Below are 26,694 nucleotides of genomic sequence, written 5' to 3'. Positions count from 1 at the left end.
TCGCCTCCCTTACGCCTTCTCGATGTTAACTAAAAACGCTTTGTATTCCGGCGTTTGCGAGTTTGCATCACCGACATTCGGCGTCAGGGTGTTGGCGATATAGCCTTTACGCGCGACTCCTTCAAAGCCCCAGTGGATCGGGATCCCAACCGTTTCAACCTGCTGACCGTTGACGTGCAGAGTACGCAGACGACGGGTAACCACGGCAACTGCGCGAATAAATCCACGCTTGCTGCTAACTTTGACGTGATCGCCGTTGGAGATCCCCTTCGCTGCCGCCAGCGTTTCGCTGATTTCCACAAACTGCTCTGGCTGGGCAATCGCATTCAGCAATGCGTGCTTGGTCCAGGTATGGAAATGTTCGGTCAGACGATAGGTCGTTCCGACGTGCGGGAAGTCCTGTTTTGTACCCATGCGTAGCTTATCCGCTTCGTACAGACGCGCTGCCGGGTTGGAGATCACGTTCGGATGCAGCGGGTTCGTACCCAGCGGCGTTTCCATTGGCTCGTAGTGTTCCGGGAACGGACCTTCCGCCATCTTATCGATAGCGAACAGACGACCCAGCCCTTCCGGCTGCATAATAAACGGATTGGTGCCACTGCCCGGTGCTGCGGTGTTGAAGTCCGGGATATCGTTCCCCGTCCACTTCGTGCCGTTCCACTGGATCAGCATGCGTTTTGGATCCCATGGCTTACCTTGCGGGTCCGCCGAAGCGCGGTTATACAGCACGCGACGGTTTAACGGCCATGCCCAGGCCCAGCCCAGCGTATTACCGAGACCTGACGGGTCGGCGTTATCGCGATTGGCCATCTGGTTGCCCTGCTCGGTCCAGCTACCGGTATAAATCCAGCAGGACGATGACGTAGACCCATCATCGCGCAGAAGCGCAAAGCTGCTGAGTAACTGGCCTTTCTTCGCAACCAGCACACCGTTGGCATCATAGAGGTCTTCCAGCGCATAGCCGTTGTTCTCTTTTGCCACTTCCTCGGAGTGCGGTTCATCCGGCTGCTTATAGTTCCAGCTCATTTTCAGCACGGGTTCTACGGCTTTACCGCCTTCAGTGCGATACATGTCGCGCAGACGGTGATAAATACCGGCCAGAATTTCGCCGTCGTTGCGGGCTTCACCCGGGGCATCCTGACCTTTCCAGTGCCACTGCAGCCAGCGACCGGAGTTGGCGATGGAGCCGTCCTCTTCCGCAAAGCAGGTGGATGGCAAACGGAAGACTTCGGTCTGAATAGAAGCCGGATCAACGTCGTTTGATTCACCGTGGTTCTGCCAGAACGTAGAGGTTTCGGTCACCAGCGGATCGATAACCACCAGATACTTCAGTTTGCTCAGGCACTGCACCACTTTGTTTTTGTCCGGGAAGGACGCGACCGGGTTAAAGCCCTGGCAGATGTAGCCGGTGACTTTCCCGCTATCCATCATGTTGAAGTATTTGATGACGTCGTAGGACTGATCCCACTTCGGCAGCCACTCAAAGCCCCAGTCGTTTTCTTTCTGCGCCGCATTGCCGTAGAAAGATTTCATCAGGCTGACGAAGAATTTCGGGTAGTTGCCCCAGTAGTTCACCTGATCGGCCAACGTCGCTTTTGGCGTGTTAGCAGCCAGATAGGTTTGCAGATCGGCCTGTTTCTCTGACGGCAGCGTCAGGTAGCCTGGCAGACTGGTAGAGAGCAGCCCTAAGTCGGTTAAACCCTGAATGTTGGAGTGACCGCGTAAAGCGTTGACCCCGCCACCTGCCATCCCCATGTTGCCGAGCAGCAACTGGATCATCGCCATGGTACGGATGTTCTGCGCCCCGACGGTATGCTGTGTCCAGCCCAGCGCATACAGGAACGTGGTGGTGCGATCCGCTGCGCTGGTGGAAGCCAGCACTTCGCAAACTTTCAGGAAGTCTTCTTTTGGCGTACCGCAGATGTTTTCCACCACATCCGGCGTGTAGCGGGAAACGTGCTGTTTTAGCAGATTCCAGACACAGCGGGGATGGCTTAACGTTTCATCGCGTTTCGCGTAGCCGTTTTCATCGAACTGGTAGTTCCAGGACGATTTATCGTATTGGCGTTTTTTCGCGTCGTAACCGCTGAACAGACCGTCTTCAAAAGCAAAATCATCCCGCACCAGCAGGCTGGCGTTGGTGTAATGCTTAACGTATTCAGCGTTGATTTTGTTGTTTTCAATCAGATACAGCAAGACGCCGGACAGGAACGTAATGTCCGTGCCGGAACGAATTGGCGCGTAAATATCCGCTACCGAGGCTGTACGTGTAAAACGGGGGTCAACAACAATTAGCGTGGCATCATTGTTGTTTTTAGCTTCCATCGCCCAGCGGAATCCCACCGGATGTGCTTCAGCGGCGTTACCGCCCATCACCATCACGACGTTGGCGTTTTTAATATCAACCCAGTGGTTGGTCATCGCACCGCGACCAAATGTTGGAGCAAGACTTGCTACCGTTGGTCCGTGTCAGACGCGCGCCTGGTTGTCTACTGCCAGCATGCCGAGTGAGCGCACAAATTTTTGCGTCAGCATGCCGGTTTCATTACTTGCCGCAGATGCGCACAGCATCCCGGTAGAAAGCCAGCGGTTTACCGTTACGCCCTGCTCATTCTTCTCAATAAAGTTGGCGTCGCGGTCAGTTTTCATCAGCTTCGCGATACGGGTGAAAGCCTCATCCCAGCTGATACGCTGCCATTTGTCGGAGCCTGGAGCGCGATATTCCGGGTAACGCAGACGGTTTTCACTGTGCACGTAATCCAGTAATCCTGCGCCCTTAGGGCATAATGCCCCACGGCTCACCGGATGATCCGGATCCCCTTCAATATGGTAAATCGACTCTTTGGCGTTTTTTGCTCCATCTCCCAGGCTATACATTAATAGCCCGCAACCTACGGAACAGTATGTGCAGGTGTTTCGGATCTCTTTGGCGCGCAACAGCTTATAGTTTCGCGCCTGAGCCAGTGCCATTTTGGGTGCAAAACCCAGAGCGGCTACTGTTGTTCCCGCCATACCGCCCGCGCAGATTTTAAAAAATTGTCTGCGGCTGACGTCCATTGCTTTCCTCTTTTTTGCAGGGATTCGTACAGGAAATCTCTCAAATTGCGCCAGCGCGGCATGATTGAAAGATGACATGTACAACTTCGCGACGAAACTATCAGCTATATCCATATTTTTTTTGCGTCAAATCAATAACGAAACGGTTCCGCTACTAAATAGTGCACTTCGCTTAACCTTTGTACCCATAAGGGAGTAGACAAAAGGGAATTAATTAGCGCGCTACGGTGTAAAGGTGCTATACATTTCAGCTTAATTTTTGCCAGTACCATGGACAGACAACCAGCATGACAAAACAAAAAGCAACGTTAATTGGGCTTATTGCCATCGTGCTCTGGAGCACGATGGTCGGGCTTATTCGTGGGGTAAGCGAAGGACTGGGGCCGGCAGGCGGCGCGGCGATGATTTTTACATTAAGCGGCCTGTTGCTGATATTTACCGTCGGATTCCCAAATATCAGAAAAATTCCTGTGCGATATTTAATCGCCGGTAGCGTGCTTTTTGTTAGCTATGAAATATGCTTAGCGCTGGCCCTCGGCTATGCCGCCACTCGTCACCAGGCTATTGAAGTGGGTATGGTCAATTATCTCTGGCCAAGTCTGACAATATTATTCGCCATCTTATTTAATGGCCAAAAAACAACCTGGTTGGTGATTCCCGGATTAATCATCGCATTGACCGGGGTTTGTTGGGTGTTGGGGGGCGAAAACGGCCTCAATCCTGGAGAAATTATCAGTAATGTTGCCAGCAGTCCGCTTAGCTATTTCCTTGCCTTTCTCGGTGCTTTTATCTGGGCAACGTATTGCACGGTGACCAATAAATATGCGAAAGGTTTTAACGGCATCACCGTGTTCGTTTTACTAACGGCGGCAAGTTTGTGGGTTTACTATTTTATTACGCCTCAACCGGAAATGGTTTTCAGCACTTCGGTGACGATTAAAATGTTCACTGCAGCATTAACGTTAGGATTTGCCTATGCCGCGTGGAATATTGGCATTTTGCATGGCAACGTGACCGTTATGGCCGTCGGGTCTTATTTTACTCCAGTGCTGTCCTCTGCGCTGGCCGCGGTGTTGCTCAGTGCCCCGCTGTCACTATCCTTCTGGCAAGGAGCGCTGATGGTCTGCGCGGGGTCTCTGCTTTGCTGGCTGGCAACACGCCGTGCCTGAAAAAAAGTCGGGTTTTATCACAAACAAATAAAATCCGGCTATACTTTAGACAATTTAATGAATAATAATTGTTCATTCCACTGCGGTTTATGTTTATATTTTTTTAATTAAATGTTAAATATATGGAAATTAATTAACGCCAGAAAGTATTACTCGGTCATCTATATCTCTTCACATGTATATATTACACCTGCGAAACTAACGCCATTTAAATCATAGTCCGCACAATAGTCCCCCATGTAAATATACCCATTCCGATCTGTCACATATTAAGATTAATACAATCAGCTATATTATGTAGATCTGGATCACACAACTTCAAATATTTCGCAATATTATGAAACTTATTATTGAACTTATACCACTGCGTCATTTAAAAATGGTTTGCCATTGACGAACTCCTTCGTTTAGCAATGGTTTAGGAAACACACCAAGAAATAATTATAAGGATTATTTAGAATGAAACTTAAATTAGTTGCAGTGGCAGTGACTAGCCTGTTGGCGGCAGGTGCGGTAAACGCAGCTGAGGTATATAACAAAGACGCAAACAAACTGGACCTGTACGGTAAAGTTCACGCTCAACACTACTTCTCTAACGATACCAGCAGCGATGGCGACAAAACTTACGCGCGTCTGGGCTTCAAAGGCGAAACTCAGATCAACGACCAACTGGTTGGTTTTGGTCAGTGGGAATATGAATTCAAAGGCAACCGTTCTGAAGATCAGGGTTCCGACAAAGATAAAACCCGTCTGGCATTCGCTGGCCTGAAATTCGCTGAATACGGTTCTTTCGACTACGGTCGTAACTACGGCGTAGCTTACGACATCGGCGCATGGACCGACGTTCTGCCAGAGTTCGGTGGCGATACCTGGACCCAGACTGACGTCTTCATGACTGGTCGTACTACTGGCGTTGCAACCTACCGTAACACCGACTTCTTCGGTCTGGTCGAAGGTCTGAACTTTGCCCTGCAGTACCAGGGTAAAAACGATCGTAGCGCCGACAAAGAAGCTAACGGCGACGGCTTCGGTCTGTCAACTACCTATGAGTACGATGGCTTCGGCGTAGGTGCAGCCTATGCGAAATCTGACCGTACTGACTCCCAGAACAACCACAGCGGTCAGTTCAAAGCTGACGGTAAGAACGCTGAAGTTTGGGCTGCTGGCCTGAAATATGATGCGAACAACATCTACCTGGCAACCACCTACTCCGAAACCCGTAACATGACTACCTTTGGTGGTACTGTTAAAGGTACTGAGATCATCGGTATTGCAAATAAAGCACAGAACTTTGAAGCTGTTGCTCAGTACCAGTTCGACTTCGGTCTGCGTCCGTCCGTTGCTTACCTGAAGTCTAAAGGTAAAGACATCAACGGTTACGGCGACCAGGATCTGGTTGAATACGTAGACCTGGGTGCTACCTACTACTTCAACAAAAACATGTCCACCTTCGTTGATTACAAAATCAACCTGCTGGATGCCAACAACTTCACAAGAGCTGCCGGTGTAAGCACTGACAACATCGTTGCTGTTGGTCTGAACTACCAGTTCTAATTTTGTTGTAGTCTGAATACAAAGCCAGTCCTTCCAGGGCTGGCTTTTTCTCTTAATGTAGACTCGGTCATAAGGAGTATGCCGTGCAGACATTCACTGGTCGTTGTCTTTGCGGGCAGAGTCATTTTACCGTCGACGTCGAAATGCTGGATGTCTATGCCTGTCATTGTACGCTGTGCCAGAAGTGGTCAGGTGGCATCGCTATGTATCTGGAAGCCAGCGCTCAGCCGCTGATGTCGCCAGATTCAGCAGAACCTTCGCACTTTCCTTCTTCAAATCGTGGTGAACGTTTCTTCTGTTCCGGATGCGGGTGCCCGCTGTGGTTTACCCTAACGGGCAGCGATCGTTATTTTGTGCCGTGGACGCTGCTGGAGCTGAATGAGGTGGATCGCCGCCGCCTGGTTTTAGCGGCAGAGATCTATACGGAAACACAGCCTGCGTTCTGGAGGCTGACGGGGCAATACGCTCGACTGAGTGGAAAAGAAGTCGAAGAGATGGATTACCCCTGTCATTTAGCCCATTAGTTATTGACGCTGTACCTTTGCCAGACTGAACCACATTCCTACCGCTAATACGATAAGCATGCTGCCGGCGCTGCTTAAGGCCACGCTGTGCGACCAGGTAAAGGCTTCTTTAGCAGCCGACAGCAACGCCTCACTCAGCGACGACGGGAGCGAGTGCGCCAGTTGCACCGCCTCACCCATTGACGATGAGGCTCGTTCTATCTCCTGTGGATTAAGTCCGACAGGCGGCAGAATCGAGGCTGAAAAGCTGCGGCTCAACAACAAACCAAAGATAGCGATCCCAAGCCCGGCCCCCAGTTCATAAGCCATTGTCTCAATGGCGCCCGCGGCTGCGGCTTTTTCTGCCGGGGCTGCCGCCATGATAGCCGCCGTTGAGGCCAGCAGCGCACTGGCGGCGCTGAAACCGAGCAAAGCCATTAATATCCAGGCTTGAATCTGCTGAGTACTGAAATCTGTCATCGCCAGGCCGTAAAAACTGACGGCGCTAAGCGCCATACCCGCCGTTGCCACACAACGTAATCCCAAGCGTGACACCAGCATACCGGCAATGGGGCCGCTGAAGCCGCTTGCCAGCATCACCGGCAGCATAAACAGTCCCGCCTGATACGGTGTTAAACCATGAACAAACTGTAGCTCCTGAGCCATCAGTAACTCGAAACCCACCAGAGTTATCATCGCGGTCATCGCCATCACAACGCCGCTTAAGATGATGCGATGCGTGAACAGCCGCATATCTATCATCGGGCGGGAAGCGGCAAGCTGGATGCGGACAAACTGCCACAACAGTAACGCGCCGGTTAACAGCGTCAACGTAATGGCAACGGTCGCCGTATGCCCTTTCAGCGCGGTTTTAGCGCTGTAAACCAGCAGCAGAATGGCGACAATCAGCATTATTGCATGACCGAAATTTAACGATTGATCGCGACGTCCGGCCTGGCGCGGCACTAAGCGTGCGGTTAAGGCCATTACCACCAGGACAATCGGCACATTAATTAAGAATACGGATCCCCAGTAGAAGTGCTCCAGCAGCATCCCACCAACCAGTGGGCCAAATGCCGCACCGCCGGAACCCACGGCCGCCCAGACGCCGAGCGCCATATTGCGATGCCGTTGCTCAGCGAATGTGGCGCGAATACCCGCAAGCGTTGCCGGAACAATCATCGCCGCCCCAATCGCCAATACGGCCCGGGTGGCAATCAGCCAACCCGCGCTGTGGGCAAAGGCAGCGGCCAGCGATGCGAGGCCAAATAATCCGCCCCCTAACAGCAGCAGACGTTTAAAGCCAATACGATCGCCCAGCGCGCCCATTGGCAATACCATTCCGGCCATTACCAGAGAATAAATATCAATGATCCACAGCAGCTCGTTACCACTGGCACCCAGCGTCATACTCAGCGTGGGCGCGGCAACGTGCAGCACCGTTGCATCAATCGCAACAGGGATGTAGACCAGTACAATAATGACTAACGTTAACCACTGACGAAACATAAAACTCCCTAACGAAACTGAAACTGGACACGTGTCCAGCTTTAGCGATCCTACGGAAATTTGAACGTATGTCCAACTTTTTGTTAGACTGCGTGCTATACGGGTACAGGAGGAAAGATGAGCTATCTGAATCGGGACGAACGTCGGGAAGTTATTCTGCAAGCGGCCATGCGTGTCGCGCTTGAGGAAGGATTTACTGCTATGACGGTGCGGCGTATTGCCACGGAAGCTCAGGTATCCACCGGGCAGGTACACCATCACTTTACCTCTGCGGGTGAGTTAAAATCCCTCGCGTTTGTGCAACTGATACGGACCCTTCTGGATGCCGAACAGGTCAGTGATAACGCCAGCTTCCGCGAACGACTGCATGCTATGTTGGGCAGCGAAGATGGCGGGTTCGAACCCTACATTAAACTGTGGCGCGAAGCGCAGGTCCTGGCGGATAAAGATCCGGAAATCAAAAGCGCCTACCTGCTAACCATGCGGATGTGGCATGAAGAAACCGCCGCTATCATCACTCAAGGACAGAGTGCAGGTGAATTCTCAGCAATACCGGATGCGGCCGAGGTGGCCTGGCGCTTAATCGCATTGGTTTGCGGCCTGGATGGCATCTATGTCTTAGGCATTGAGGAAATGGCCGACCCTGCATTCGAACGCCATTTGGATCGTATGATTACGTTAGAGTTAGTTAATTGATGTTATAGATGAATTAATAATACATCTTTTAATTTTACAATTGGTAACACTTAAGCAACATGTAATTCCCTCATCACGCCGCGTTATTGCGCTTTTTTATCTATTCTTTCAGTCAATATTCCCAAAACTTTTCAATAGTTTCTAAAAAGAACTCGCGCGGCGCTGTGTGCGTTTATTTCTTTTTCATGAACGGCATGGGCATGGAGAATAATATGTCAGCATCAAATGAGAAAAATAATCGTTATCTTTTAACTGACTGGAAACCGGAGAACCCCGCCTTTTGGGAAAACAAAGGTAAGCATATTGCACGCAGAAACCTCTGGATATCAGTAAGTTGTCTGTTGCTGGCGTTCTGCGTCTGGATGTTGTTCAGCGCCGTGGCCGTCAATCTGAATAAAATTGGGTTTAATTTCACCACTGACCAACTGTTTTTATTAACGGCATTGCCTTCTCTTTCTGGCGCAATATTGCGCGTTCCCTACTCCTTTATGGTACCTATATTTGGTGGGCGCCGGTGGACCATTTTTAGCACGATTATTCTGGTTATTCCCTGCGTCTGGCTCGGTTTTGCCGTGCAAAATAACGCTACTCCGTTTGGCGTATTTATTATCATTGCGCTGATGTGTGGTTTTGCTGGCGCAAACTTTGCCTCCAGCATGGGTAATATCAGCTTTTTCTTCCCCAAAGCGAAACAAGGCAGCGCATTAGGCGTTAACGGTGGTCTCGGCAACCTTGGCGTCAGCGTGATGCAGTTGATCGCGCCGCTGGTGATCTTTCTGCCTATCTTTACCTTTTTGGGCGTACAGGGCGTACCGCAAGCCGACGGCTCGTTATTGTCGCTGGCCAATGCCGCATGGATTTGGGTTCCGTTACTGCTGATAGCCACCTTAGCAGCAGGCATGGGAATGAACGATATTGCCAGTTCGAAGGCCTCAATTGCTTCCCAGTTGCCGGTCCTCAAGCGTTTTCATCTGTGGTTATTAAGCCTGCTGTATCTCGCCACCTTCGGTTCATTTATCGGCTTTTCGGCAGGCTTTGCCATGCTGGCGAAAACTCAGTTCCCGGACGTGAATATCCTGCAACTGGCGTTCTTCGGCCCCTTCATCGGCGCTCTTGCGCGATCGGCAGGCGGCGTGATCTCTGACAAATTCGGCGGTGTGCGCGTCACGTTAATTAACTTCATCTTTATGGCGTTGTTTAGCGCCCTGCTGTTCCTCACCCTGCCTGGGTCAGGCGAAGGAAACTTTGTCGCCTTCTACCTGGTGTTTATGGGCTTGTTTCTGACTGCGGGTCTGGGAAGCGGCTCAACCTTCCAGATGATCGCGGTGATCTTTCGCAAAATCACCATATACCGGGTGAAGCTGCACGGTGGTACTGAAGAACAGGCCCAACGTGAGGCGGTAACCGATACCGCTGCCGCGCTGGGATTCATCTCTGCTATTGGCGCTGTGGGGGGCTTTTTCATCCCCAAAGCGTTTGGTTCATCGCTGGCGCTGACTGGCTCTCCGGTGGGCGCAATGAAAATATTCCTCGTGTTTTACATCGTCTGCGTGCTGGTGACCTGGCTGGTCTATGGCCGTAAATCACAAAAAAAATAACAAAATGGATACCGCAGGATCGGACAGTTCGATAGGCCGGATAAGGCGTTAACCGCCATCCGGCCTACCGTTCGATTCACCGTCGGCAATATTCTCAAAGCAGGAGTTATGTCATGAGTAAACTGTTCGATCGCTTTCGCTACTTTAAACAAAAGGGCGATACGTTTGCCGATGGGCACGGGCAAGTGATGCACACCAACCGGGACTGGGAAGACAGCTATCGTCAGCGCTGGCAGTTCGACAAAATTGTGCGTTCTACCCACGGCGTTAACTGTACCGGCTCATGCAGTTGGAAAATCTACGTCAAAAACGGACTGGTGACCTGGGAAACGCAGCAAACCGACTACCCGCGTACCCGCCCTGACCTGCCAAATCATGAACCCCGTGGCTGCCCGCGCGGTGCCAGCTACTCCTGGTATCTTTACAGCGCCAACCGTCTGAAGTATCCCCTGGTGCGTAAACGTCTGATCGAACTGTGGCGCGACGCCCTGTCCCGCCAGCCCGATCCGGTGCTGGCCTGGGAATCCATTATGAACGACCCGCAAAAATGCCAGAGCTACAAACAGGTACGCGGGCGCGGTGGTTTTATCCGTTCCAACTGGAAAGAGCTTAATCAGCTCATTGCCGCCGCCAACGTCTGGACAGTGAAAACCTATGGCCCGGATCGCGTGGCCGGGTTCTCCCCGATCCCTGCTATGTCGATGGTCTCCTATGCCGCAGGCACACGTTATCTTTCGTTACTGGGCGGAACCTGCCTGAGCTTCTATGACTGGTACTGCGACTTACCGCCTGCATCACCGATGACCTGGGGCGAACAGACCGATGTTCCAGAATCCGCCGACTGGTATAACTCCAGCTATATCATCGCCTGGGGGTCAAACGTGCCGCAGACCCGTACCCCGGATGCGCACTTTTTTACTGAAGTACGCTACAAAGGCACCAAGACGATTGCCATTACGCCGGATTACTCGGAAGTCGCCAAACTGTGCGACCAGTGGCTGGCCCCCAAGCAAGGGACAGACAGCGCCCTGGCGATGGCGATGGGCCACGTGATTCTGAAAGAATTCCACCTCGACAATCCAAGCGATTACTTCATCAATTACTGTCGTCGCTATACCGATATGCCGATGTTGGTTTTGCTGGATGCCCGGGAAGATGGCAGCTACGTGCCAGGGCGCATGATGCGCGCCTCAGATCTTGTCGATGGTCTGGGCGAAAGTAACAATCCGGAGTGGAAAACCGTGGCCTTTAACACTGCTGGCGAACTGGTGGTCCCGAACGGGTCTATCGGTTTTCGCTGGGGCGAGAAAGGTAAATGGAACCTGGAGCCACTGGCGGCTGGCGCTGAAACAGAACTTTCCCTCTCGTTGCTCGGTCAGCATGATGAAGTGACCGGCGTGGCATTCCCCTACTTTGGCGGCAACGAAAACCCACATTTTCGCAGCGTGAAACAGGAACCCGTGCTGATTCGTCAACTGCCGGTAAAACATCTTACCCTCGCCGATGGCAGCCGTTGCCCGGTGGTAAGCGTTTATGATCTGGTGCTGGCGAATTACGGCCTCGACCGCGGTCTGGATGACGCTCATAGCGCGCAAGATTACAGCGAAGTGAAAGCCTACACCCCGGCCTGGGGAGAGCAAATTACTGGAGTCCCTCGCCGTCATATCGAACAAATCGCCCGTGAGTTTGCCGATACGGCGCACAAAACGCATGGCCGTTCGATGATTATCCTCGGGGCTGGCGTCAACCACTGGTATCACATGGATATGAACTACCGTGGAATGATTAACATCCTCGTGTTCTGCGGTTGTGTGGGACAAAGCGGCGGCGGCTGGGCGCACTATGTGGGTCAGGAGAAACTGCGTCCGCAAACTGGTTGGTTGCCGCTGGCCTTTGCGCTGGACTGGAACCGCCCGCCGCGTCAGATGAACAGCACCTCGTTTTTCTACAATCACTCCAGCCAGTGGCGTTATGAAAAACTCACCGCTCAGGAACTCCTCTCTCCGCTGGCTGACGCGTCGAAGTTTAGCGGACATTTGATCGACTTTAACGTACGTGCAGAAAGAATGGGCTGGCTGCCGTCCGCGCCGCAGCTCAACCTCAACCCGCTGACCGTCAAAGTAAAGGCAGAACAAGCGGGAGTGTCGCCTGCACAATACACTGCACAGGCGCTGAAATCGGGTGAAATTCGTTTTGCCTGCGAGCAGCCGGATAGTGGTAACAACCATCCGCGTAATCTCTTCGTCTGGCGCTCTAACCTGCTCGGCTCCTCCGGTAAAGGGCATGAATACATGCTCAAGTATCTGCTGGGTACCGAAAGCGGGATCCAGGGGGAAGCGCTCGGTTCAAGCGAAGGTATTAAACCTGAAGAGGTGGAATGGCAGTCCGCGGCGATAGAGGGCAAGCTTGATCTGCTGGTAACGCTCGATTTCCGTATGTCGAGTACCTGCCTGTTCTCCGATGTCGTTTTGCCGACCGCCACCTGGTATGAAAAAGACGATATGAACACCTCGGATATGCATCCGTTTATTCACCCGCTGTCGGCGGCGGTCGATCCTGCGTGGGAATCGAAGAGCGACTGGGAAATTTATAAAGGCATCGCCAAAGTCTTCTCTGAGGTTTGCGTCGGGCACCTTGGGCAAGAAACGGATGTGGTATTACAACCGCTGCAACACGACTCCCCGGCAGAGCTGGCGCAGCCGTTTGACATTCAGGACTGGCGTAAAGGCGAATGCGATCTCCTCCCGGGGAAAACGGCGCCCAATATTGCCGTCGTGGAACGTGACTATCCCGCCACCTACGAACGCTTCACTTCGCTCGGTCCGCTAATGGACAAGCTCGGTAACGGCGGGAAAGGTATTACGTGGAATACCCAGACGGAGGTCGATTTCCTCGGCAAGCTGAACTACACCAAACGCGAAGGTCCGGCGAAAGGCCGACCACTGATAGACACCGCGCTGGATGCGTCTGAGGTGATCCTCGCCCTCGCACCGGAAACGAACGGTCAGGTGGCGGTGAAAGCCTGGGAAGCGCTGGGAGCGATGACCGGACGCGACCATACGCATCTGGCGTTGAACAAAGAAGACGAGAAAATCCGTTTTCGCGATATTCAGGCGCAGCCGCGCAAAATCATCTCCAGCCCCACCTGGTCCGGGCTGGAAAGTGAACATGTCTCCTATAACGCAGGCTATACCAACGTCCACGAGCTGATCCCGTGGCGAACCCTGTCCGGTCGCCAACAGTTGTACCAGGATCACGCGTGGATGCGAGCGTTTGGTGAAAGTCTGGTGGCATATCGTCCGCCTATCGATACCCGTAGCGTCAGCAATATGCGCGAAGTTCCGCCTAACGGCTTCCCGGAAAAAGCGCTCAACTTCCTGACTCCGCATCAGAAATGGGGGATCCACTCTACCTACAGCGAAAACCTGCTGATGCTGACGCTGTCGCGCGGCGGCCCCATTGTCTGGATCAGTGAGACCGATGCTAAAGAGCTGGGCATTGAGGATAACGACTGGATTGAAGCCTTTAACGCCAACGGCGCGCTCACCGCGCGGGCTGTGGTGAGTCAGCGCGTGCCGCCGGGAATGACCATGATGTATCACGCTCAGGAGCGAATCATGAATATCCCTGGCTCGGAAGTCACTGGTATGCGCGGCGGGATCCACAACTCAGTCACCCGCGTCTGCCCGAAACCCACGCACATGATCGGCGGCTATGCGCAACTGGCATACAGCTTCAACTATTACGGCACGGTCGGCTCTAACCGCGATGAGTTCATCATGATTAGAAAAATGAAAAATATTAACTGGCTGGATGATGAAGGTCGCGATCAGGTACAGGAGGCGAAAAAATGAAAATACGCTCACAGGTAGGCATGGTTCTTAATCTGGATAAGTGCATCGGCTGCCACACCTGCTCCGTCACCTGTAAAAACGTCTGGACCGGACGTGAAGGGATGGAATATGCGTGGTTTAACAACGTTGAGACCAAGCCAGGCATTGGCTATCCGAAAAACTGGGAAGATCAGGAAGAGTGGCAAGGCGGCTGGATTCGCGATGTTAACGGGAAGATAAGGCCGCGCCTGGGCGGCAAGATGGGCGTTATCACCAAAATTTTTGCTAACCCAGTGATCCCGCAAATCGATGATTATTACGAACCCTTTACCTACGATTATCAGCATCTGCATAGCGCGCCGGAAAGCAAGAATCAGCCCACCGCACGTCCGCGTTCGCTGATAGATGGCAAACGGATGGACAAGATTATCTGGGGCCCTAACTGGGAAGAGTTGCTCGGCGGTGAGTTCTCAAAACGTGCCCGCGACCGTAACTTTGAGAAAATGCAAAAGGAGATGTACGGGCAATTCGAAAACACCTTCATGATGTATTTACCGCGCTTGTGCGAACACTGCCTGAACCCAAGCTGTGTCGCCACCTGCCCGAGCGGTGCCATCTATAAGCGTGAAGAAGACGGCATCGTGTTGATCGACCAGGATAAATGTCGCGGCTGGCGCTTGTGCATCAGCGGTTGTCCGTACAAAAAAATCTACTTTAACTGGAAGAGCGGTAAATCAGAGAAGTGCATTTTCTGCTACCCGCGTATTGAATCCGGCCAGCCGACGGTATGTTCGGAAACCTGCGTGGGACGCATCCGCTATCTTGGCGTATTGCTGTATGACGCCGACCGCATCGAAGAAGCAGCCAGCACCGAGCATGAGACCGATCTCTACGAGCGTCAGTGCGATGTGTTCCTCAATCCACACGACCCGGCGGTCATTGAAGAGGCGTTAAAACAAGGTATTCCGCACAACGTCATCGAAGCGGCCCAACGTTCGCCCGTTTACAAGATGGCGATGGACTGGAAGCTGGCGCTGCCGCTGCACCCGGAATACCGCACCCTACCGATGGTCTGGTATGTACCGCCGTTGTCGCCGATTCAGTCGGTCGCTGACGCGGGGGGACTGCCGCACAATGGCAACATTCTGCCAGCGGTTGAATCACTGCGAATTCCGGTTCAGTACCTTGCCAACATGCTTAGCGCGGGCGATACCGGTCCGGTGCTGCGCGCGCTAAAACGAATGATGGCCATGCGCCATTATATGCGTTCGCAAACCGTAGAAGGCGTTACGGACACCCGCGCAATAGAGGAAGTGGGTCTGACCGTTGAACAGGTTGAAGAGATGTATCGCTATCTGGCCATCGCCAACTATGAAGACCGCTTCGTGATCCCGACCAGCCACCGTGAAATGGCGCGTGATGCGTTCCCGGAGAAAAACGGTTGCGGATTTACCTTTGGCGACGGCTGCCATGGCTCAGATACCAAATTCAACCTGTTTAACAGCAGTCGTATTGACGCCATCGACATCACCGAAGTGCGCGATAAAGCGGAGGGTGAATAATGCAAATCCTGAAGGTTATCGGCCTGTTGATGGAATATCCCGACGAGTTGCTGTGGGAGTGTAAAGACGAGGCGCTGGCGCTTGTGGCCAGCGATGCCCCAATGCTTACCGAATTTAGCCTGGGGCTGCTCAATGCGCCATTACTGGATAAACAAGCCGAATGGTGTGAGATATTTGACCGGGGCCGGGCCACCTCTCTGCTGCTGTTTGAGCACGTGCACGCCGAGTCTCGCGATCGGGGCCAGGCGATGGTTGATCTGTTGGCGCAGTACGAAAAGGTCGGACTGCAGCTCGACTGCCGCGAACTGCCGGATCATCTGCCGCTGTATCTTGAGTACTTAAGCGTGTTGCCGGAAGCGGAGGCCAAAGAAGGATTGCAGAACGTCGCACCAATTCTGGCGCTGCTGGGGGGGCGTTTGAAACAGCGTGATACGCCGTGGTATCAACTGTTTGACGCCCTGCTACTGCTTGCCGGAAGCCCTCTTTCAAGTGACAGTGTCACTAAACAGGTTGGCACGGAAACCCGCGACGATACCCGACAGGCGCTGGATGCCGTCTGGGAAGAGGAACAGGTGAAGTTTATCGAGGATAACGCCACCGCCTGTGACAGTTCACCGTTACAAAACTATCAACGACGCTTTAGCCAGGACGTGGCACCTCAGTATGTCGACGTCAGCGCGGGAGGCCCGAAATGATACAGTACCTGAACGTCTTTTTTTACGATATCTACCCGTACCTCTGTGGCACGGTGTTTATCCTCGGCAGTTGGCTACGCTATGACTACGGGCAATACACCTGGCGAGCCTCTTCCAGCCAGATGCTGGACAAACGCGGCATGGTGTTATGGTCAAACCTGTTCCACATCGGCATTCTGGGGATCTTTTTCGGGCACCTGTTTGGCATGTTAACCCCGCACTGGATGTATGCCTGGTTCCTGCCGATTGCGGTGAAGCAGCAGATGGCGATGATCGCCGGTGGGCTCTGTGGCGTGCTGACGCTGGTCGGTGGCGCTGGCTTGCTGGTACGTCGTTTGACCAATCCGCGCATTCGTGCAACCTCCTCCACTGCCGATATCCTGATCCTCTGCGTACTGCTGATTCAGTGTATCCTCGGCTTAACCACCATCCCATTCTCTGCGCAGCATCCTGACGGCAGTGAAATGCTGAAACTGGTAGGTTGGGCGCAGTCGGTAGTGACTTTCCAGGGCGGCGCGTCTGCGCATCTGGATGGCGTGGCGTTGATTTTCCGTGTGCATCTGGTTCTGGGGATGACTATCTTCCTGCTGTTCCCGTTCACGCGCCTGGTTCACGTGTGGAGCGCGCCGTTTGAGTACTTTACCCGCCGCTATCAAATAGTGCGTTCACGCCGATAAATCCGCATTGAAATGTCGGGTGACGACACACCTTATCCGGCCTACAACCAGGTACCGTAGGCCGGATAAGATAGCGATCATCGCCATCCGGTATTTTGCACGTTATGATGCTTCTCCATTCCAGGGAGAACGTTAATGAAACCACAGGTTTACCACGTCGATGCCTTTACCTCGGTACCCTTTCGCGGCAATTCAGCAGGCGTGGTTTTGCATGCTGACGGACTGAGCGAAGCGCAGATGCAACTCATTGCTCGCGAGCTGCGTCATTCGGAAACCGCTTTCCTGCTGACCAGCGACGACAGCGATGTTCGCATCCGCTATTTCACGCCGACGGTCGAAGTTCCTATCTGTGGGCATGCTACCGTCGCTGCACATTATGTGCGGGCAAACGTGCTTGGCTTGGGCAACAGTACAGTCTGGCAAACCTCGCTGGCTGGTCGTCATCGGGTGGATATCGAAGCTACCGGGAATGACTATCGTATTAGCCTTGAGCAAGGCGTACCCGGATTTGAACCTCCGCTGGAAGGGGCTATTCGTGGTGCGATTATCGAGGCCCTACACCTGAGCGAAGACGATATGCTGGCAGGCTTGCCGATTCAGGTTGCTACCACCGGGCATTCGAAAGTGATGATTCCGCTTAAGCCCGAGGTGGACCTCGACGCCCTTTCCCCTGATTTGCAGGCTTTGACAGCCATCAGCCAACAAATTGGCTGTAACGGCTTCTTTCCTTTTCAAATCCGCCCGGGCGAAAACGCCACCGATGGCCGCATGTTTTCGCCTGCAATTGGGATTGTGGAAGACCCGGTTACCGGCAATGCCAACGGTCCAATGGGCGCGTGGTTGGTTCACCATGGGCAGATGGCGCATGATGGGAAAACGTTACGTGTTCAGGGACATCAGGGCCGTGCGCTCGGGCGCGACGGTATTGTTGATGTGACGGTGACTATCCGTGATAACCAGCCAGAAAAAGTCACCATTACCGGTTCGGCGGTGATCCTGTTTCACGCAGAATGGGCGATAGATTTTTAATTGTTCCCGTAGGCCGGGTAAGGCGATTACGCCAATCCGGCACTAATTCCGATGCCCCTATTTCCCCGCGTCCGGATGCGTATCAAACGCCGCCATTACCGTCGCCAGCTCATCCTGGGTAAACCCATGCTTCACGTCATCCGCGCCCAGGCCAAACCGCTCCTGCAACAAGGCATACAGGCTAGGGACGTCAGGCAGATTAATCTGTTCTACCGCGTGTCCATCCTGATAATGGGTGAAATGAAAATTGGTTAACGTTAATTTCCCGCCGTCGGGCAGATGACGACACATCAGCAAATGATGGCGAAAATGTGATTGCGGCCAGTGAGCGGACCAGAAGTTGCCTATCAGATAATCGCTCTGATGCTGGACGACCAGGTCGAAACGGTACATTGATTGCCAGTGTTCGTGATGACAGAACTGTAGGATCCAGTCTTCACCTTCCTGAATCAGCCGATACACGCCGTGTGGTGTCTTCTGCTCAACATTCGCCTGCAGACGAATCGGCGCCGTCAGCGTCTGCCCGCCGAAACCAACGTCGGCGATCCACTGCTCTCCCTGCAACTCAACCAGCAACAGACGATGCGTGCGTGGTGGCAGGCTTGACGGGTTCGCCAGTACCACACGTCCGAGCAGACTGCGTACGGTAAAACCGATTTCGCGTAGCGCCCGCTCAAATACTCCGTTCTGTTCAAAACAATAGCCGCCGCGCCGCGCCGTCACCAGCTTCTCCTCCAAAGACAAATCGTCAAGCTGCATCTCTCTTGGAAGCAATACATCCAGGTTTTCAAAAGGTATGGCGGCGTTGTGCAGTAAATGCAGCGCCCGTAAGGTTTCAATGTTGACCCTGGCCAAATCTGACCAGCCAATACGGGCAAAATAAGCGGTTAAAAAAGGCGTCATACGGAGTTCCTGTTCGATTAATGCAGTACTTATAGCGCATTTTTAATTTTGCGCCGTCGATTTTGTGCGTTGTTCCTCCAGACGAGGCGACAAAATCGCTAATACCGTTAATATCTATGTTTATTGTGGTGTGTTATCTCTCAGCCAAGGAGCATCCATGAGCCATTTTCGTCCGATCGAATTAAAACATGCCAGTCGGTTGCTAAATCACGGCCCAACGATATTAATCACCAGCCGGGATGAGCATACCGAGCGGCGAAATGTGATGGCTGCCGCGTGGTCAATGCCCGTGGAGTTTGAACCACCGCGGATCGCGATTGTTGTCGACAAGACCGCCTGGTCACGTGAGCTCATTGAACGTAGCGGCAAATTCGGCATCGTTATTCCGGGCGTCGCCGCCGCCAACTGGACCTGGGCCGTAGGCAGCGTTTCCGGTCGGGTGGAAGATAAATTCAACTGCTACGGCATTCCCGTGGTGCAGGGACCGGTACTGGGTTTACCGCTGATTGAAGCAAAATGTCTGGCCTGGATGGAGTGTCGCCTGTTGCCTGCCACTGCGGCACAGGAAAAATATGACACGCTGTTTGGTGAAGTGGTCTCGGCTGCCGCTGATGAGCGAGCCTTCGTGGAAGGACGCTGGCAGTTTGATGATGGCAAGCTCAATACCCTGCATCACCTTGGGGCCGGAACGTTTGTCACCAGTGGAAAACTCATAACAGCAGCTGAATAATGGCACGACAAAACGGGCGGATTTTCCGCCCGTTTTTTCTTACATGCTGTAGCCGGGTTTTTTAATCAACCTGGCCATCTGTGGCGCAATCTCCACATCCCACACGCCCTGCCACGCCTCGGGCTCAATTTCATTAAGCGCCACGCTCACTGAACTGTCTTTGCTTTGCAAATGACGAATAATGACGTCGGTAATATCCGCCGCCAGCGCGGATTTTTGTTCGTCGTTCAGGTCGCGAGGAAAACATTTGATATCGACGTGCGGCATAGCAGATTCCTTATTGTGTTGGGATGCAGGTAACTTATGCGGATTCTCGTTCCACCAGGTGAAATCCAACATCAATGATATCGTCTTCACGCGGAATTTGTTCGATACGATCGGCAAGCAGAGAGGCGGCGCGTTGTCCAATAGCCCGTCTGTCGACGCTGACGGTGGTGATGGCAGGTCGGTTACTGGCGGCAAAGTCGAGATCGCCAAAACCGATTACCGCTAATTCCTGCGGCACGCGTAGACCACGGCTTTCGGCTTCCATGATCGCCCCCTGAGCTAACGTATCTGAGCTACAGACGATGACATCAAACGCGCGTTCAGCCAATAGCTGTGCCAACCCGCTACGCCCCAATGCCAGAGAGGCAGGAAGCGGGACATCCACCTGTGCGCCAGCCGCGATACCATGACGACTCAGCGCATCGCACAGTCCTTGTTTACGCTGGCCTGCCCGGCGATCGGCGGTCCATAGCAAACCAGGACGGCGATACCCTTTGTCCAGCAAATAGTCTGCTACCGCCTGCCCGACTTTTTCATGCGAAAACCCCACCAGCATATCGATGGGCGTTGGCGTTAAATCCCATATTTCCACGACCGGGATGGCCGCATTAAGAATCACCTTTTTCAGCTCGGCGGTATGATGGATACCGGTGAGCACTACACCATCCGGGCGACGAGAAAGCAGCGTCGCCACCAGCTCAGCCTCTGTTTGCGGCGTATAACCCGACACGCAGAGCAAGATGTGGTATCCGCGTTCAGCCAGTTCATCGCTTAATGACTGGATGGTATCGACAAACATATTGTTGTTAATTTGTGGGACAACCACAGCGATAAGCTTACTGCGACGCGACGCCAGCCCCCCGGCCAGCGCGTTGGGAATATAGCCAGTGGCGCGTACCGCCTGCATCACTTTCTCTACTGTTCTCGGGCGCACCAGTTGCGGGGTATTCAACGCCCTGCTCACCGTCATGGGCGACAATCCCGCGGTACGGGCAACATCTTCCAGCGTGGGTGCGCGCGGAGGTCTGGGATTTTTCACTGTCGATGCCCTTGTCAAAAATCGCTGATTTATCCTGGCATTATTCATCATGATTTCGGCTATTGCCAGCGCCCCTCTACGATAACGCTGAGAAAACAGCAGCTTAGTTAATTAGCGCTATCTTAAATGATAGCGCCATCATAATGACTTGTGCATTTACCCATAAAGTATTGGAATGTGATGCTGTTTACAAGTTACTGCCCTTTTGTCTCAGTATTTGTGAGCGATTGTTCAAAACGCATTCAATTCGCTGGCGCAATGATTGCGCTAACACTAAAAATGTTAGCGCAATCATTTGTTATCACCAGGAGAGATTAAAATGTCATTAAGTGCGAATTCCGATGCCGTAACGTATGCCAAATCAGCCAATGCAAAAACCGCGGCTGAAACCGGCGACCGTATCGAGTGGGTTAAGCTGTCCCTGGCTTTCCTTCCTCTGGCAACACCCGTGAGCGATGCCAAAGTGCTGACCGGTCGCCAGAAACCCCTAACCGAAGTTGCCATTATTATCGCGGAGATCCGCAGTCGCGACGGGTTTGAAGGCGTTGGATTTAGTTACTCCAAACGGGCTGGCGGCCAGGGAATCTATGCTCATGCCAAAGAAATTGCCGATAACCTGTTAGGCGAAGATCCAAACGATATCGACAAGATCTACACCAAGCTGCTGTGGGCTGGAGCTTCCGTAGGGCGCAGCGGCATGGCGGTTCAGGCTATCTCCCCTATCGATATCGCCTTGTGGGATATGAAGGCCAAGCGTGCAGGGTTGCCGCTGGCAAAGCTATTGGGTGCACACCGGGACTCCGTGCAGTGTTACAACACCTCCGGCGGATTCCTGCATACGCCGCTGGATCAGGTGCTCAAAAACGTCGTTATTTCCCGTGAAAACGGCATTGGCGGCATCAAACTCAAGGTTGGTCAGCCAAACTGCGCCGAGGATATTCGCCGCTTAACCGCGGTGCGTGAAGCGCTGGGCGATGACTTCCCGCTGATGGTCGATGCCAATCAGCAGTGGGATCGAGAAACCGCCATTCGTATGGGACGAAAAATGGAGCAGTTCAATCTGATCTGGATTGAAGAGCCGCTGGATGCCTACGATGTGGAAGGTCACGCCCAACTGGCCGCCGCGCTTGATACCCCGATTGCTACCGGTGAAATGCTGACCAGTTTCCGCGAACATGAACAGCTGATCCTCGGTAATGCCAGTGATTTTGTGCAGCCCGATGCACCGCGTGTGGGGGGAATTTCACCGTTTCTGAAAATTATGGACCTGGCGGCGAAACACGGTCGCAAACTGGCTCCGCACTTTGCCATGGAAGTTCACCTGCATCTGTCCGCCGCTTACCCGCTTGAGCCATGGTTGGAACATTTCGAATGGCTGAACCCGTTATTTAATGAACAGCTTGAGCTACGCGATGGGCGGATGTGGGTTTCCGACCGTCACGGTCTGGGGTTCAGCATCAGCGAGCAGACACGTCGCTGGACGCAATTAACCTGCGAGTTTGGTAAACGTCCTTAATTTATTTGGCGGGTAAGTAATACCCGCCCTCTTCCCTACAGAAACGCTCTCAACCTTATGAAAGGAGTGGGTGATGAACACAATAATAAAGCGCACAAAAGTGCGTTACGGTATTTTGATATTTCTGTTTCTTGCCACCGTATTTAATTACGCCGATCGCGCGACGTTATCCGTCGTGGCTCCGATTATGAGCAAAGAATTAGGTTTTGATCCCGAAGCAATGGGGCTGGCCTTTTCTGCCTTCGGTATTTCTTATGTCATTATGCAATTGCCTGGCGGCTGGCTACTTGATCGCTACGGTTCTCGTCTGGTATACGGCTGCGCCCTGATTGGCTGGTCGCTGGTGACAATGTTTCAGGGCACCATTTATCTGTACGCCAGTCCACTTGTGGTATTGATAATCTTACGTTTACTGATGGGTGCCATTGAGGCTCCGGCCTTTCCTGCCAACAGCCGATTAAGCGTGCAGTGGTTTCCTAATAACGAACGAGGATTTGTCACCTCAGTTTACCAGGCCGCGCAATATATCTCGTTAGGGGTAATTACACCGTTAATGACGATTATTTTGCATAATCTCAGCTGGCACTTTGTTTTTTATTACATTGGGGCGATTGGCGTTATTCTTGGCATCTTCTGGCTGGTAAAAGTCAGAGATCCTATGCATCATCCGAAGGTAAACCAGCAGGAAATTGACTATATCCGGGAAGGCGGTGGCGAACCGTCGCTGGGAAATAAAAAAGAGCCACAGAAGATTACCTTTGCGCAAATAAAAAGCGTCTGCGTCAACCGCATGATGATTGGCGTTTACATCGGGCAGTTCTGCGTGACGTCAATCACCTGGTTCTTCCTGACCTGGTTTCCTACCTATCTGTATCAGGCTAAAGGAATGTCGATCCTTAAAGTGGGGTTTGTCGCCAGTATTCCTGCTATTGCCGGGTTTATCGGTGGATTGTTAGGGGGCGTTTTTTCAGACTGGCTATTAAAGCGCGGCTACAGCCTGACGGTTGCTCGTAAGCTACCCGTTATCTGCGGAATGTTACTTTCCTGTGTCATCGTTATCGCTAACTACACCTCGTCAGAATTTGTGGTTATCGCGGCGATGAGTCTGGCATTTTTCGCCAAAGGCTTTGGCAATCTGGGATGGTGCGTACTTAGCGATACTTCACCAAAAGAAGTGCTCGGCATTGCTGGCGGCGTATTCAATATGTGCGGCAATATGGCGAGTATTATCACGCCGCTGGTGATCGGCGTCATTCTGGCGAATACCCAGTCCTTCGATTACGCCATTCTGTACGTCGGTTCGATGGGGCTGATTGGCCTGATTTCTTATCTGTTTATCGTGGGGCCACTGGATCGTATTACGCTGAGCCCGTCCGTCGCGTAATGTAAGCTTATGGCGATAGTTCGCCCGCTGTTCCGGGATTTGCACTCCTGCGGAACAGCGTTTTTTTTCAAATAATCTTATTATTTTTCAGTACAGTACGCAGTCGCGGGTGCTGGCAAACCGCGTCAGCGATGGCGCTGATATTGGGCGTGTTGTCCTGAAACCAGTCATGCCCTGGCCCCCAGGTGCGCATAACGGCAATATAAACGTCCAGCAGTGTTAGCTGATCGCCAAACGCGTACGGCTCAGCGCTTAGCTGGTCGTTCAGCCACATATAAAGCGATTTGCGGTACTCAATACAGTTCTTTTTCAACTGCGCCGCGGCGTCTGGTACCCAGCGTTGTGGATAATCGGCATAGGTAAACGTTGGATAGACATTTGCCACCAGCCATATCAACAGACGCTGAAACTGCTGGCGCTCAGCGTGCCCAACGGGTGGCGCAAGTTCAGGACAACGATCGAGGATCATCAGGGCGATCGCCGCCGTTTCCGTCATCACGTTACCATTTTCCAGTATCAGTGTGGGCACCTGGCACAACGGATTCATTTTTTTAAGCAACTCCCGCGAAGGCCCGTCGCGGTCAAAACCATCCACATCAATAAAGCTGTAAGGGATCTCCGCCAGTGTGAGCATCACTTCACTGATGGCCGATCCCCAGCCCGGCACCCCATAGACCTTAATCATGCTGCACCCCCCCAAAGTTAAAACCCTAAGTGTAGAGCAGCATTCGTCAGTCTATGCAGGCCTGCCTATCTTTCCCTGCAAGTTCACAGCACTTTCGACAAGAACTGCTGGGTGCGCGTGTGGCGTGGATGATTCAGCACCTGCTCGCTGCTGCCCTGTTCGACAATTTTGCCATCGACCATAAACACCACCTGATCCGCCACTTCCCGGGCGAACCCAATCTCGTGCGTCACCACAACCAGCGTGGTTCCCGACTGCGCCAGTGCTTTGATGACATCCAGAACTTCGCCTACCAGTTCAGGATCCAGCGCTGAAGTGGGTTCATCAAACAGCATAACGCGTGGATTTAGCGCCAGCGCACGGGCAATAGCGATACGCTGCTGCTGACCGCCGGAGAGATGACGCGACCAGGCATCGGCTTTATTACGCAGGCCAACGGCATCAAGCAGAGTTAATGCCCGCTCGGTGGCGGCTTTACGCGATGCCAGACCGTGCGCAATGGGCGCTTCAATCAAATTCTCCAGCACTGTTAAGTGCGGAAACAGATTAAAATTCTGGAACACATAGCCGACGTTAACGCGCTGGCGCAAAATTTCCGCCTCTTTCAGCTCATACAGCTTGTCTCCCTGCCGACGATAACCAATGTAATCGCCATCGATTTGAATAAACCCTTCATCGACGCGCTCCAGATGGTTGATCGTCCGCAAGAGTGTGGATTTCCCTGAACCGGACGGGCCAAGAATAACCGTTACCGTTCCGGGAGGGATCTCCAGCGACACATTATCCAGCGCTTTGTGGCGACCGAAATATTTGCTGACGCCGGTAATGGAAATATGGCCTTCAGGCGAGTGGGACATGGACGGCCTCCTGCTGCGGACGTTGACGGTTGCGTTTTTCTGCACGGCTCACCCGGGCGGTATTGATTGCGGAACGTCGCTCGCTGCGGGCCAGCGCGCGTTCGACCAGGTGCTGAATTAACGACAGAACGCTGGTGATCACCAGATACCACACCGCACCCACCATCAACAGCGGGATCACTTCCTGCGTGCGGTTGTAGATCATCTGGATGGTGTAGAACAGCTCTGGCATTGCCAGCACGTATACCATCGCCGTCCCTTTCGCCAGACTGATGATTTCATTGAAGCCAGCAGGCAAAATGGTGCGCAGCGCCTGCGGCAGAATAATTCGCAGCGTACGTCGCCATGCGGGTAAGCCCAGCGCTGCCGCTGCCTCGTACTGGCCGTGGTCAACTCCTAAAAATCCACCACGAATAATTTCAGCGGTATAGGCGCTTTGCACCAGCGTCAGGCCAACCACTGCGGTGGAAAACTGGCCGAGCACATTGATGGTCTCAAAACTGCCCCATTGAATGGGAGTAAACGGAATACCAATCGCCAGCGTGTCGTACAAATAGGAGAAGTTGTACAAAACGATGAGCACCACAATCAGCGGTAACGAACGAAACAGCCAGATGTATCCCCATGCCAGACCGTTCAGTAGCCAGGAAGATGAAAGCCGTGCCAGCGCCAGCAGACCACCGATGATAATACTCAACAGCGTACCGATAAGCGTCAGTAGCAGAGTTTGCCCAAGGCCGGACAAGATAACCGGATCAAAGAACCAACGGGCAAACACGCCCCATTCCCAGCGCGGATTAAACGCCACGGACTGGATAATCACCGCCAGGACAAACAAGGCCATGACTGCTCCTGCGGTGCGCATAGGATAGCGCGCCGGTACGACTTTAATACTCTCCGTCGTTTTCATTTTCTCTCCTCAGGCTATTCTGGCCTGACCGGCGATGGTCAACAGTTTGGTAAAGCGCAGCCGGCCATCAAACGGTGGCAGGCTGTACTCTTCGGGATCGCGCGCTGTATCAAACTGCGGATCGTAACCCTGGCTTAAATAAAGTCGCACGGCCTCTGGCTGGCGAAATCCCGTGGTCAGATAAATCCGGCTGTAGCCCGCCAGCAGCGCCCTGCGTTCCAGCTCCTGCACCACGCGCGCCGCCAGCCCCTGCTGGCGCAGGCTGCTTTTCGTCCAGATGCGCTTAATCTCGGCGGTGTCTTTGTCGTAAGGTTTGTAGGCCCCGGTGGCGATAATCTCGCCGATGCGTTCCAGTACCACGAAAAGTCCCTGCGGTGCCAGATACCATTCGGTCAGCTCCACTTCAGCGTCGCGAGAAAAATAATCGTCATAGCGGGCGGCATATTCACCGAACAGACCATTCAAAATTGGCTGCAGCTCGCTGGCTTCAGGTGAGACCACGCGAAATTGATCGCTCACGA

The 26,694-nt window shown here is 53.0% G+C and carries 22 protein-coding genes; 13 read left to right on the top strand and 9 right to left on the bottom strand.

Annotated features, from left to right (window positions below; translation table 11 throughout):
- Positions 1-9: 9 nt before the first annotated feature.
- On the bottom strand, positions 10-3,057 hold the full coding sequence (gene fdnG / locus HV243_RS12740) for a formate dehydrogenase-N subunit alpha (RefSeq protein ID WP_181603809.1): 3,048 nt from the start codon (positions 3,055-3,057) through the stop codon (positions 10-12).
- A 287-nt stretch (positions 3,058-3,344) separates the two neighbouring features.
- Here fdnG and yddG point away from each other — a divergent pair, with 287 nt between their 5' ends.
- The 3 genes from yddG (at position 3,345) to HV243_RS12725 (ending at position 6,304) form a co-directional block, all read left to right on the top strand.
- On the top strand, positions 3,345-4,226 hold the full coding sequence (yddG, locus tag HV243_RS12735) for an aromatic amino acid efflux DMT transporter YddG (protein ID WP_016156546.1): 882 nt from the start codon (positions 3,345-3,347) through the stop codon (positions 4,224-4,226).
- Positions 4,227-4,685: 459 nt separating this feature from the next.
- Complete coding sequence (gene ompD, locus HV243_RS12730; RefSeq protein ID WP_019076795.1) at positions 4,686-5,780, top strand: porin OmpD; 1,095 nt, start codon at positions 4,686-4,688, stop codon at positions 5,778-5,780.
- Positions 5,781-5,923: 143 nt separating this feature from the next.
- On the top strand, positions 5,924-6,304 hold the full coding sequence (locus HV243_RS12725; protein WP_087121860.1) for a GFA family protein: 381 nt from the start codon (positions 5,924-5,926) through the stop codon (positions 6,302-6,304).
- Here the strand turns inward: HV243_RS12725 and HV243_RS12720 are convergent, their stop codons facing one another.
- Complete coding sequence (locus HV243_RS12720) at positions 6,305-7,792, bottom strand: MFS transporter (RefSeq protein WP_053389783.1); 1,488 nt, start codon at positions 7,790-7,792, stop codon at positions 6,305-6,307.
- A gap of 117 nt (positions 7,793-7,909) precedes the next feature.
- Here HV243_RS12720 and HV243_RS12715 point away from each other — a divergent pair, with 117 nt between their 5' ends.
- The 7 genes from HV243_RS12715 to HV243_RS12685 all read left to right on the top strand — a co-directional run bounded on the left by HV243_RS12715 (position 7,910) and on the right by HV243_RS12685 (position 17,882).
- Positions 7,910-8,488 (top strand): TetR family transcriptional regulator, encoded by a 579-nt coding sequence (locus HV243_RS12715; RefSeq protein ID WP_016153113.1) that lies wholly within the window; start codon positions 7,910-7,912, stop codon positions 8,486-8,488.
- A 212-nt stretch (positions 8,489-8,700) separates the two neighbouring features.
- The gene (locus HV243_RS12710; protein WP_047358146.1) at positions 8,701-10,086 is read left to right on the top strand and encodes a NarK family nitrate/nitrite MFS transporter; all 1,386 of its coding nucleotides are present in this window, start codon (positions 8,701-8,703) and stop codon (positions 10,084-10,086) included.
- A gap of 113 nt (positions 10,087-10,199) precedes the next feature.
- Entirely contained in the window at positions 10,200-13,940 is a 3,741-nt protein-coding gene (locus HV243_RS12705) for a nitrate reductase subunit alpha (RefSeq protein WP_149330455.1), read from the top strand.
- Positions 13,937-15,481 carry a nitrate reductase subunit beta gene (narH, locus tag HV243_RS12700; RefSeq protein ID WP_019076801.1) on the top strand — a complete coding sequence of 515 codons (1,545 nt, stop codon included), beginning with the start codon at positions 13,937-13,939 and terminating at the stop codon, positions 15,479-15,481. The genes HV243_RS12705 and narH overlap by 4 nt, the downstream gene beginning before the upstream one ends.
- The gene (gene narW / locus HV243_RS12695) at positions 15,481-16,176 is read left to right on the top strand and encodes a nitrate reductase molybdenum cofactor assembly chaperone (protein WP_053389785.1); all 696 of its coding nucleotides are present in this window, start codon (positions 15,481-15,483) and stop codon (positions 16,174-16,176) included. Before narH ends, narW begins: the two co-directional genes overlap by 1 nt.
- Entirely contained in the window at positions 16,173-16,853 is a 681-nt protein-coding gene (gene narI, locus HV243_RS12690) for a respiratory nitrate reductase subunit gamma (RefSeq protein ID WP_003833047.1), read from the top strand. The genes narW and narI overlap by 4 nt, the downstream gene beginning before the upstream one ends.
- Before the next feature lie 135 nt (positions 16,854-16,988).
- Positions 16,989-17,882, top strand: coding sequence for a PhzF family isomerase (locus HV243_RS12685; RefSeq protein WP_053389786.1), 894 nt, complete (start codon positions 16,989-16,991; stop codon positions 17,880-17,882).
- Positions 17,883-17,939: 57 nt separating this feature from the next.
- On the opposite strand, the gene nhoA is transcribed toward HV243_RS12685, so the two are convergent.
- Positions 17,940-18,785 (bottom strand): N-hydroxyarylamine O-acetyltransferase, encoded by an 846-nt coding sequence (gene nhoA, locus HV243_RS12680; protein WP_053389787.1) that lies wholly within the window; start codon positions 18,783-18,785, stop codon positions 17,940-17,942.
- A 157-nt stretch (positions 18,786-18,942) separates the two neighbouring features.
- Between nhoA and HV243_RS12675 the strand changes: the two genes are divergently transcribed.
- Positions 18,943-19,515, top strand: a complete 573-nt coding sequence (locus tag HV243_RS12675) for a flavin reductase family protein (protein ID WP_053389788.1) — start codon at positions 18,943-18,945, stop codon at positions 19,513-19,515.
- Positions 19,516-19,554: 39 nt separating this feature from the next.
- On the opposite strand, the gene pptA is transcribed toward HV243_RS12675, so the two are convergent.
- Together pptA and HV243_RS12665 are read right to left on the bottom strand one after the other, a co-directional pair.
- Complete coding sequence (gene pptA / locus HV243_RS12670; RefSeq protein WP_047358141.1) at positions 19,555-19,782, bottom strand: tautomerase PptA; 228 nt, start codon at positions 19,780-19,782, stop codon at positions 19,555-19,557.
- A 34-nt stretch (positions 19,783-19,816) separates the two neighbouring features.
- Entirely contained in the window at positions 19,817-20,821 is a 1,005-nt protein-coding gene (locus tag HV243_RS12665; protein WP_047417410.1) for a LacI family DNA-binding transcriptional regulator, read from the bottom strand.
- 319 nt (positions 20,822-21,140) lie between these two features.
- Here HV243_RS12665 and HV243_RS12660 point away from each other — a divergent pair, with 319 nt between their 5' ends.
- Complete coding sequence (locus HV243_RS12660; RefSeq protein ID WP_016153126.1) at positions 21,141-22,337, top strand: L-talarate/galactarate dehydratase; 1,197 nt, start codon at positions 21,141-21,143, stop codon at positions 22,335-22,337.
- A 73-nt stretch (positions 22,338-22,410) separates the two neighbouring features.
- On the top strand, positions 22,411-23,721 hold the full coding sequence (locus HV243_RS12655) for an MFS transporter (protein ID WP_016156557.1): 1,311 nt from the start codon (positions 22,411-22,413) through the stop codon (positions 23,719-23,721).
- A 67-nt stretch (positions 23,722-23,788) separates the two neighbouring features.
- Here the strand turns inward: HV243_RS12655 and HV243_RS12650 are convergent, their stop codons facing one another.
- From HV243_RS12650 to HV243_RS12635, 4 genes are all read right to left on the bottom strand, one after another.
- Positions 23,789-24,406 carry a glutathione S-transferase family protein gene (locus HV243_RS12650; protein ID WP_016153128.1) on the bottom strand — a complete coding sequence of 206 codons (618 nt, stop codon included), beginning with the start codon at positions 24,404-24,406 and terminating at the stop codon, positions 23,789-23,791.
- A gap of 83 nt (positions 24,407-24,489) precedes the next feature.
- Positions 24,490-25,263, bottom strand: coding sequence for an amino acid ABC transporter ATP-binding protein (locus HV243_RS12645; RefSeq protein ID WP_016153129.1), 774 nt, complete (start codon positions 25,261-25,263; stop codon positions 24,490-24,492).
- Positions 25,247-26,173, bottom strand: a complete 927-nt coding sequence (locus tag HV243_RS12640; RefSeq protein ID WP_053389789.1) for an amino acid ABC transporter permease — start codon at positions 26,171-26,173, stop codon at positions 25,247-25,249. The genes HV243_RS12645 and HV243_RS12640 overlap by 17 nt, the downstream gene beginning before the upstream one ends.
- Positions 26,174-26,182: 9 nt before the next feature.
- A complete protein-coding gene (locus HV243_RS12635; protein WP_053389790.1) occupies positions 26,183-26,692 on the bottom strand; it encodes a GNAT family N-acetyltransferase in 510 nt (169 codons plus the stop codon).
- Between the last annotated feature and the right edge of the window lie 2 nt (positions 26,693-26,694).

It is taken from the genome of Citrobacter sp. RHBSTW-00599 (assembly GCF_013784065.1).
In the GTDB taxonomy this organism is placed as follows: domain Bacteria; phylum Pseudomonadota; class Gammaproteobacteria; order Enterobacterales; family Enterobacteriaceae; genus Citrobacter; species Citrobacter braakii.
This window is presented reverse-complemented; position numbering and strand designations above follow the sequence as displayed.

Coding starts and splice junctions, on each gene's coding strand:
- yddG (WP_016156546.1), top strand. CDS start 3,345: ATGACAAAACAAAAAGCAACGTTAATTGGGCTTATTGCCATCGTGCTC.
- ompD (WP_019076795.1), top strand. CDS start 4,686: ATGAAACTTAAATTAGTTGCAGTGGCAGTGACTAGCCTGTTGGCGGCA.
- HV243_RS12725 (WP_087121860.1), top strand. CDS start 5,924: ATGCTGGATGTCTATGCCTGTCATTGTACGCTGTGCCAGAAGTGGTCA.
- HV243_RS12720 (WP_053389783.1), bottom strand. CDS start 7,792: ATGTTTCGTCAGTGGTTAACGTTAGTCATTATTGTACTGGTCTACATC.
- HV243_RS12715 (WP_016153113.1), top strand. CDS start 7,910: ATGAGCTATCTGAATCGGGACGAACGTCGGGAAGTTATTCTGCAAGCG.
- HV243_RS12710 (WP_047358146.1), top strand. CDS start 8,701: ATGTCAGCATCAAATGAGAAAAATAATCGTTATCTTTTAACTGACTGG.
- HV243_RS12705 (WP_149330455.1), top strand. CDS start 10,200: ATGAGTAAACTGTTCGATCGCTTTCGCTACTTTAAACAAAAGGGCGAT.
- narH (WP_019076801.1), top strand. CDS start 13,937: ATGAAAATACGCTCACAGGTAGGCATGGTTCTTAATCTGGATAAGTGC.
- narW (WP_053389785.1), top strand. CDS start 15,481: ATGCAAATCCTGAAGGTTATCGGCCTGTTGATGGAATATCCCGACGAG.
- narI (WP_003833047.1), top strand. CDS start 16,173: ATGATACAGTACCTGAACGTCTTTTTTTACGATATCTACCCGTACCTC.
- HV243_RS12685 (WP_053389786.1), top strand. CDS start 16,989: ATGAAACCACAGGTTTACCACGTCGATGCCTTTACCTCGGTACCCTTT.
- nhoA (WP_053389787.1), bottom strand. CDS start 18,785: ATGACGCCTTTTTTAACCGCTTATTTTGCCCGTATTGGCTGGTCAGAT.
- HV243_RS12675 (WP_053389788.1), top strand. CDS start 18,943: ATGAGCCATTTTCGTCCGATCGAATTAAAACATGCCAGTCGGTTGCTA.
- pptA (WP_047358141.1), bottom strand. CDS start 19,782: ATGCCGCACGTCGATATCAAATGTTTTCCTCGCGACCTGAACGACGAA.
- HV243_RS12660 (WP_016153126.1), top strand. CDS start 21,141: ATGTCATTAAGTGCGAATTCCGATGCCGTAACGTATGCCAAATCAGCC.
- HV243_RS12655 (WP_016156557.1), top strand. CDS start 22,411: ATGAACACAATAATAAAGCGCACAAAAGTGCGTTACGGTATTTTGATA.
- HV243_RS12650 (WP_016153128.1), bottom strand. CDS start 24,406: ATGATTAAGGTCTATGGGGTGCCGGGCTGGGGATCGGCCATCAGTGAA.
- HV243_RS12645 (WP_016153129.1), bottom strand. CDS start 25,263: ATGTCCCACTCGCCTGAAGGCCATATTTCCATTACCGGCGTCAGCAAA.
- HV243_RS12640 (WP_053389789.1), bottom strand. CDS start 26,173: ATGAAAACGACGGAGAGTATTAAAGTCGTACCGGCGCGCTATCCTATG.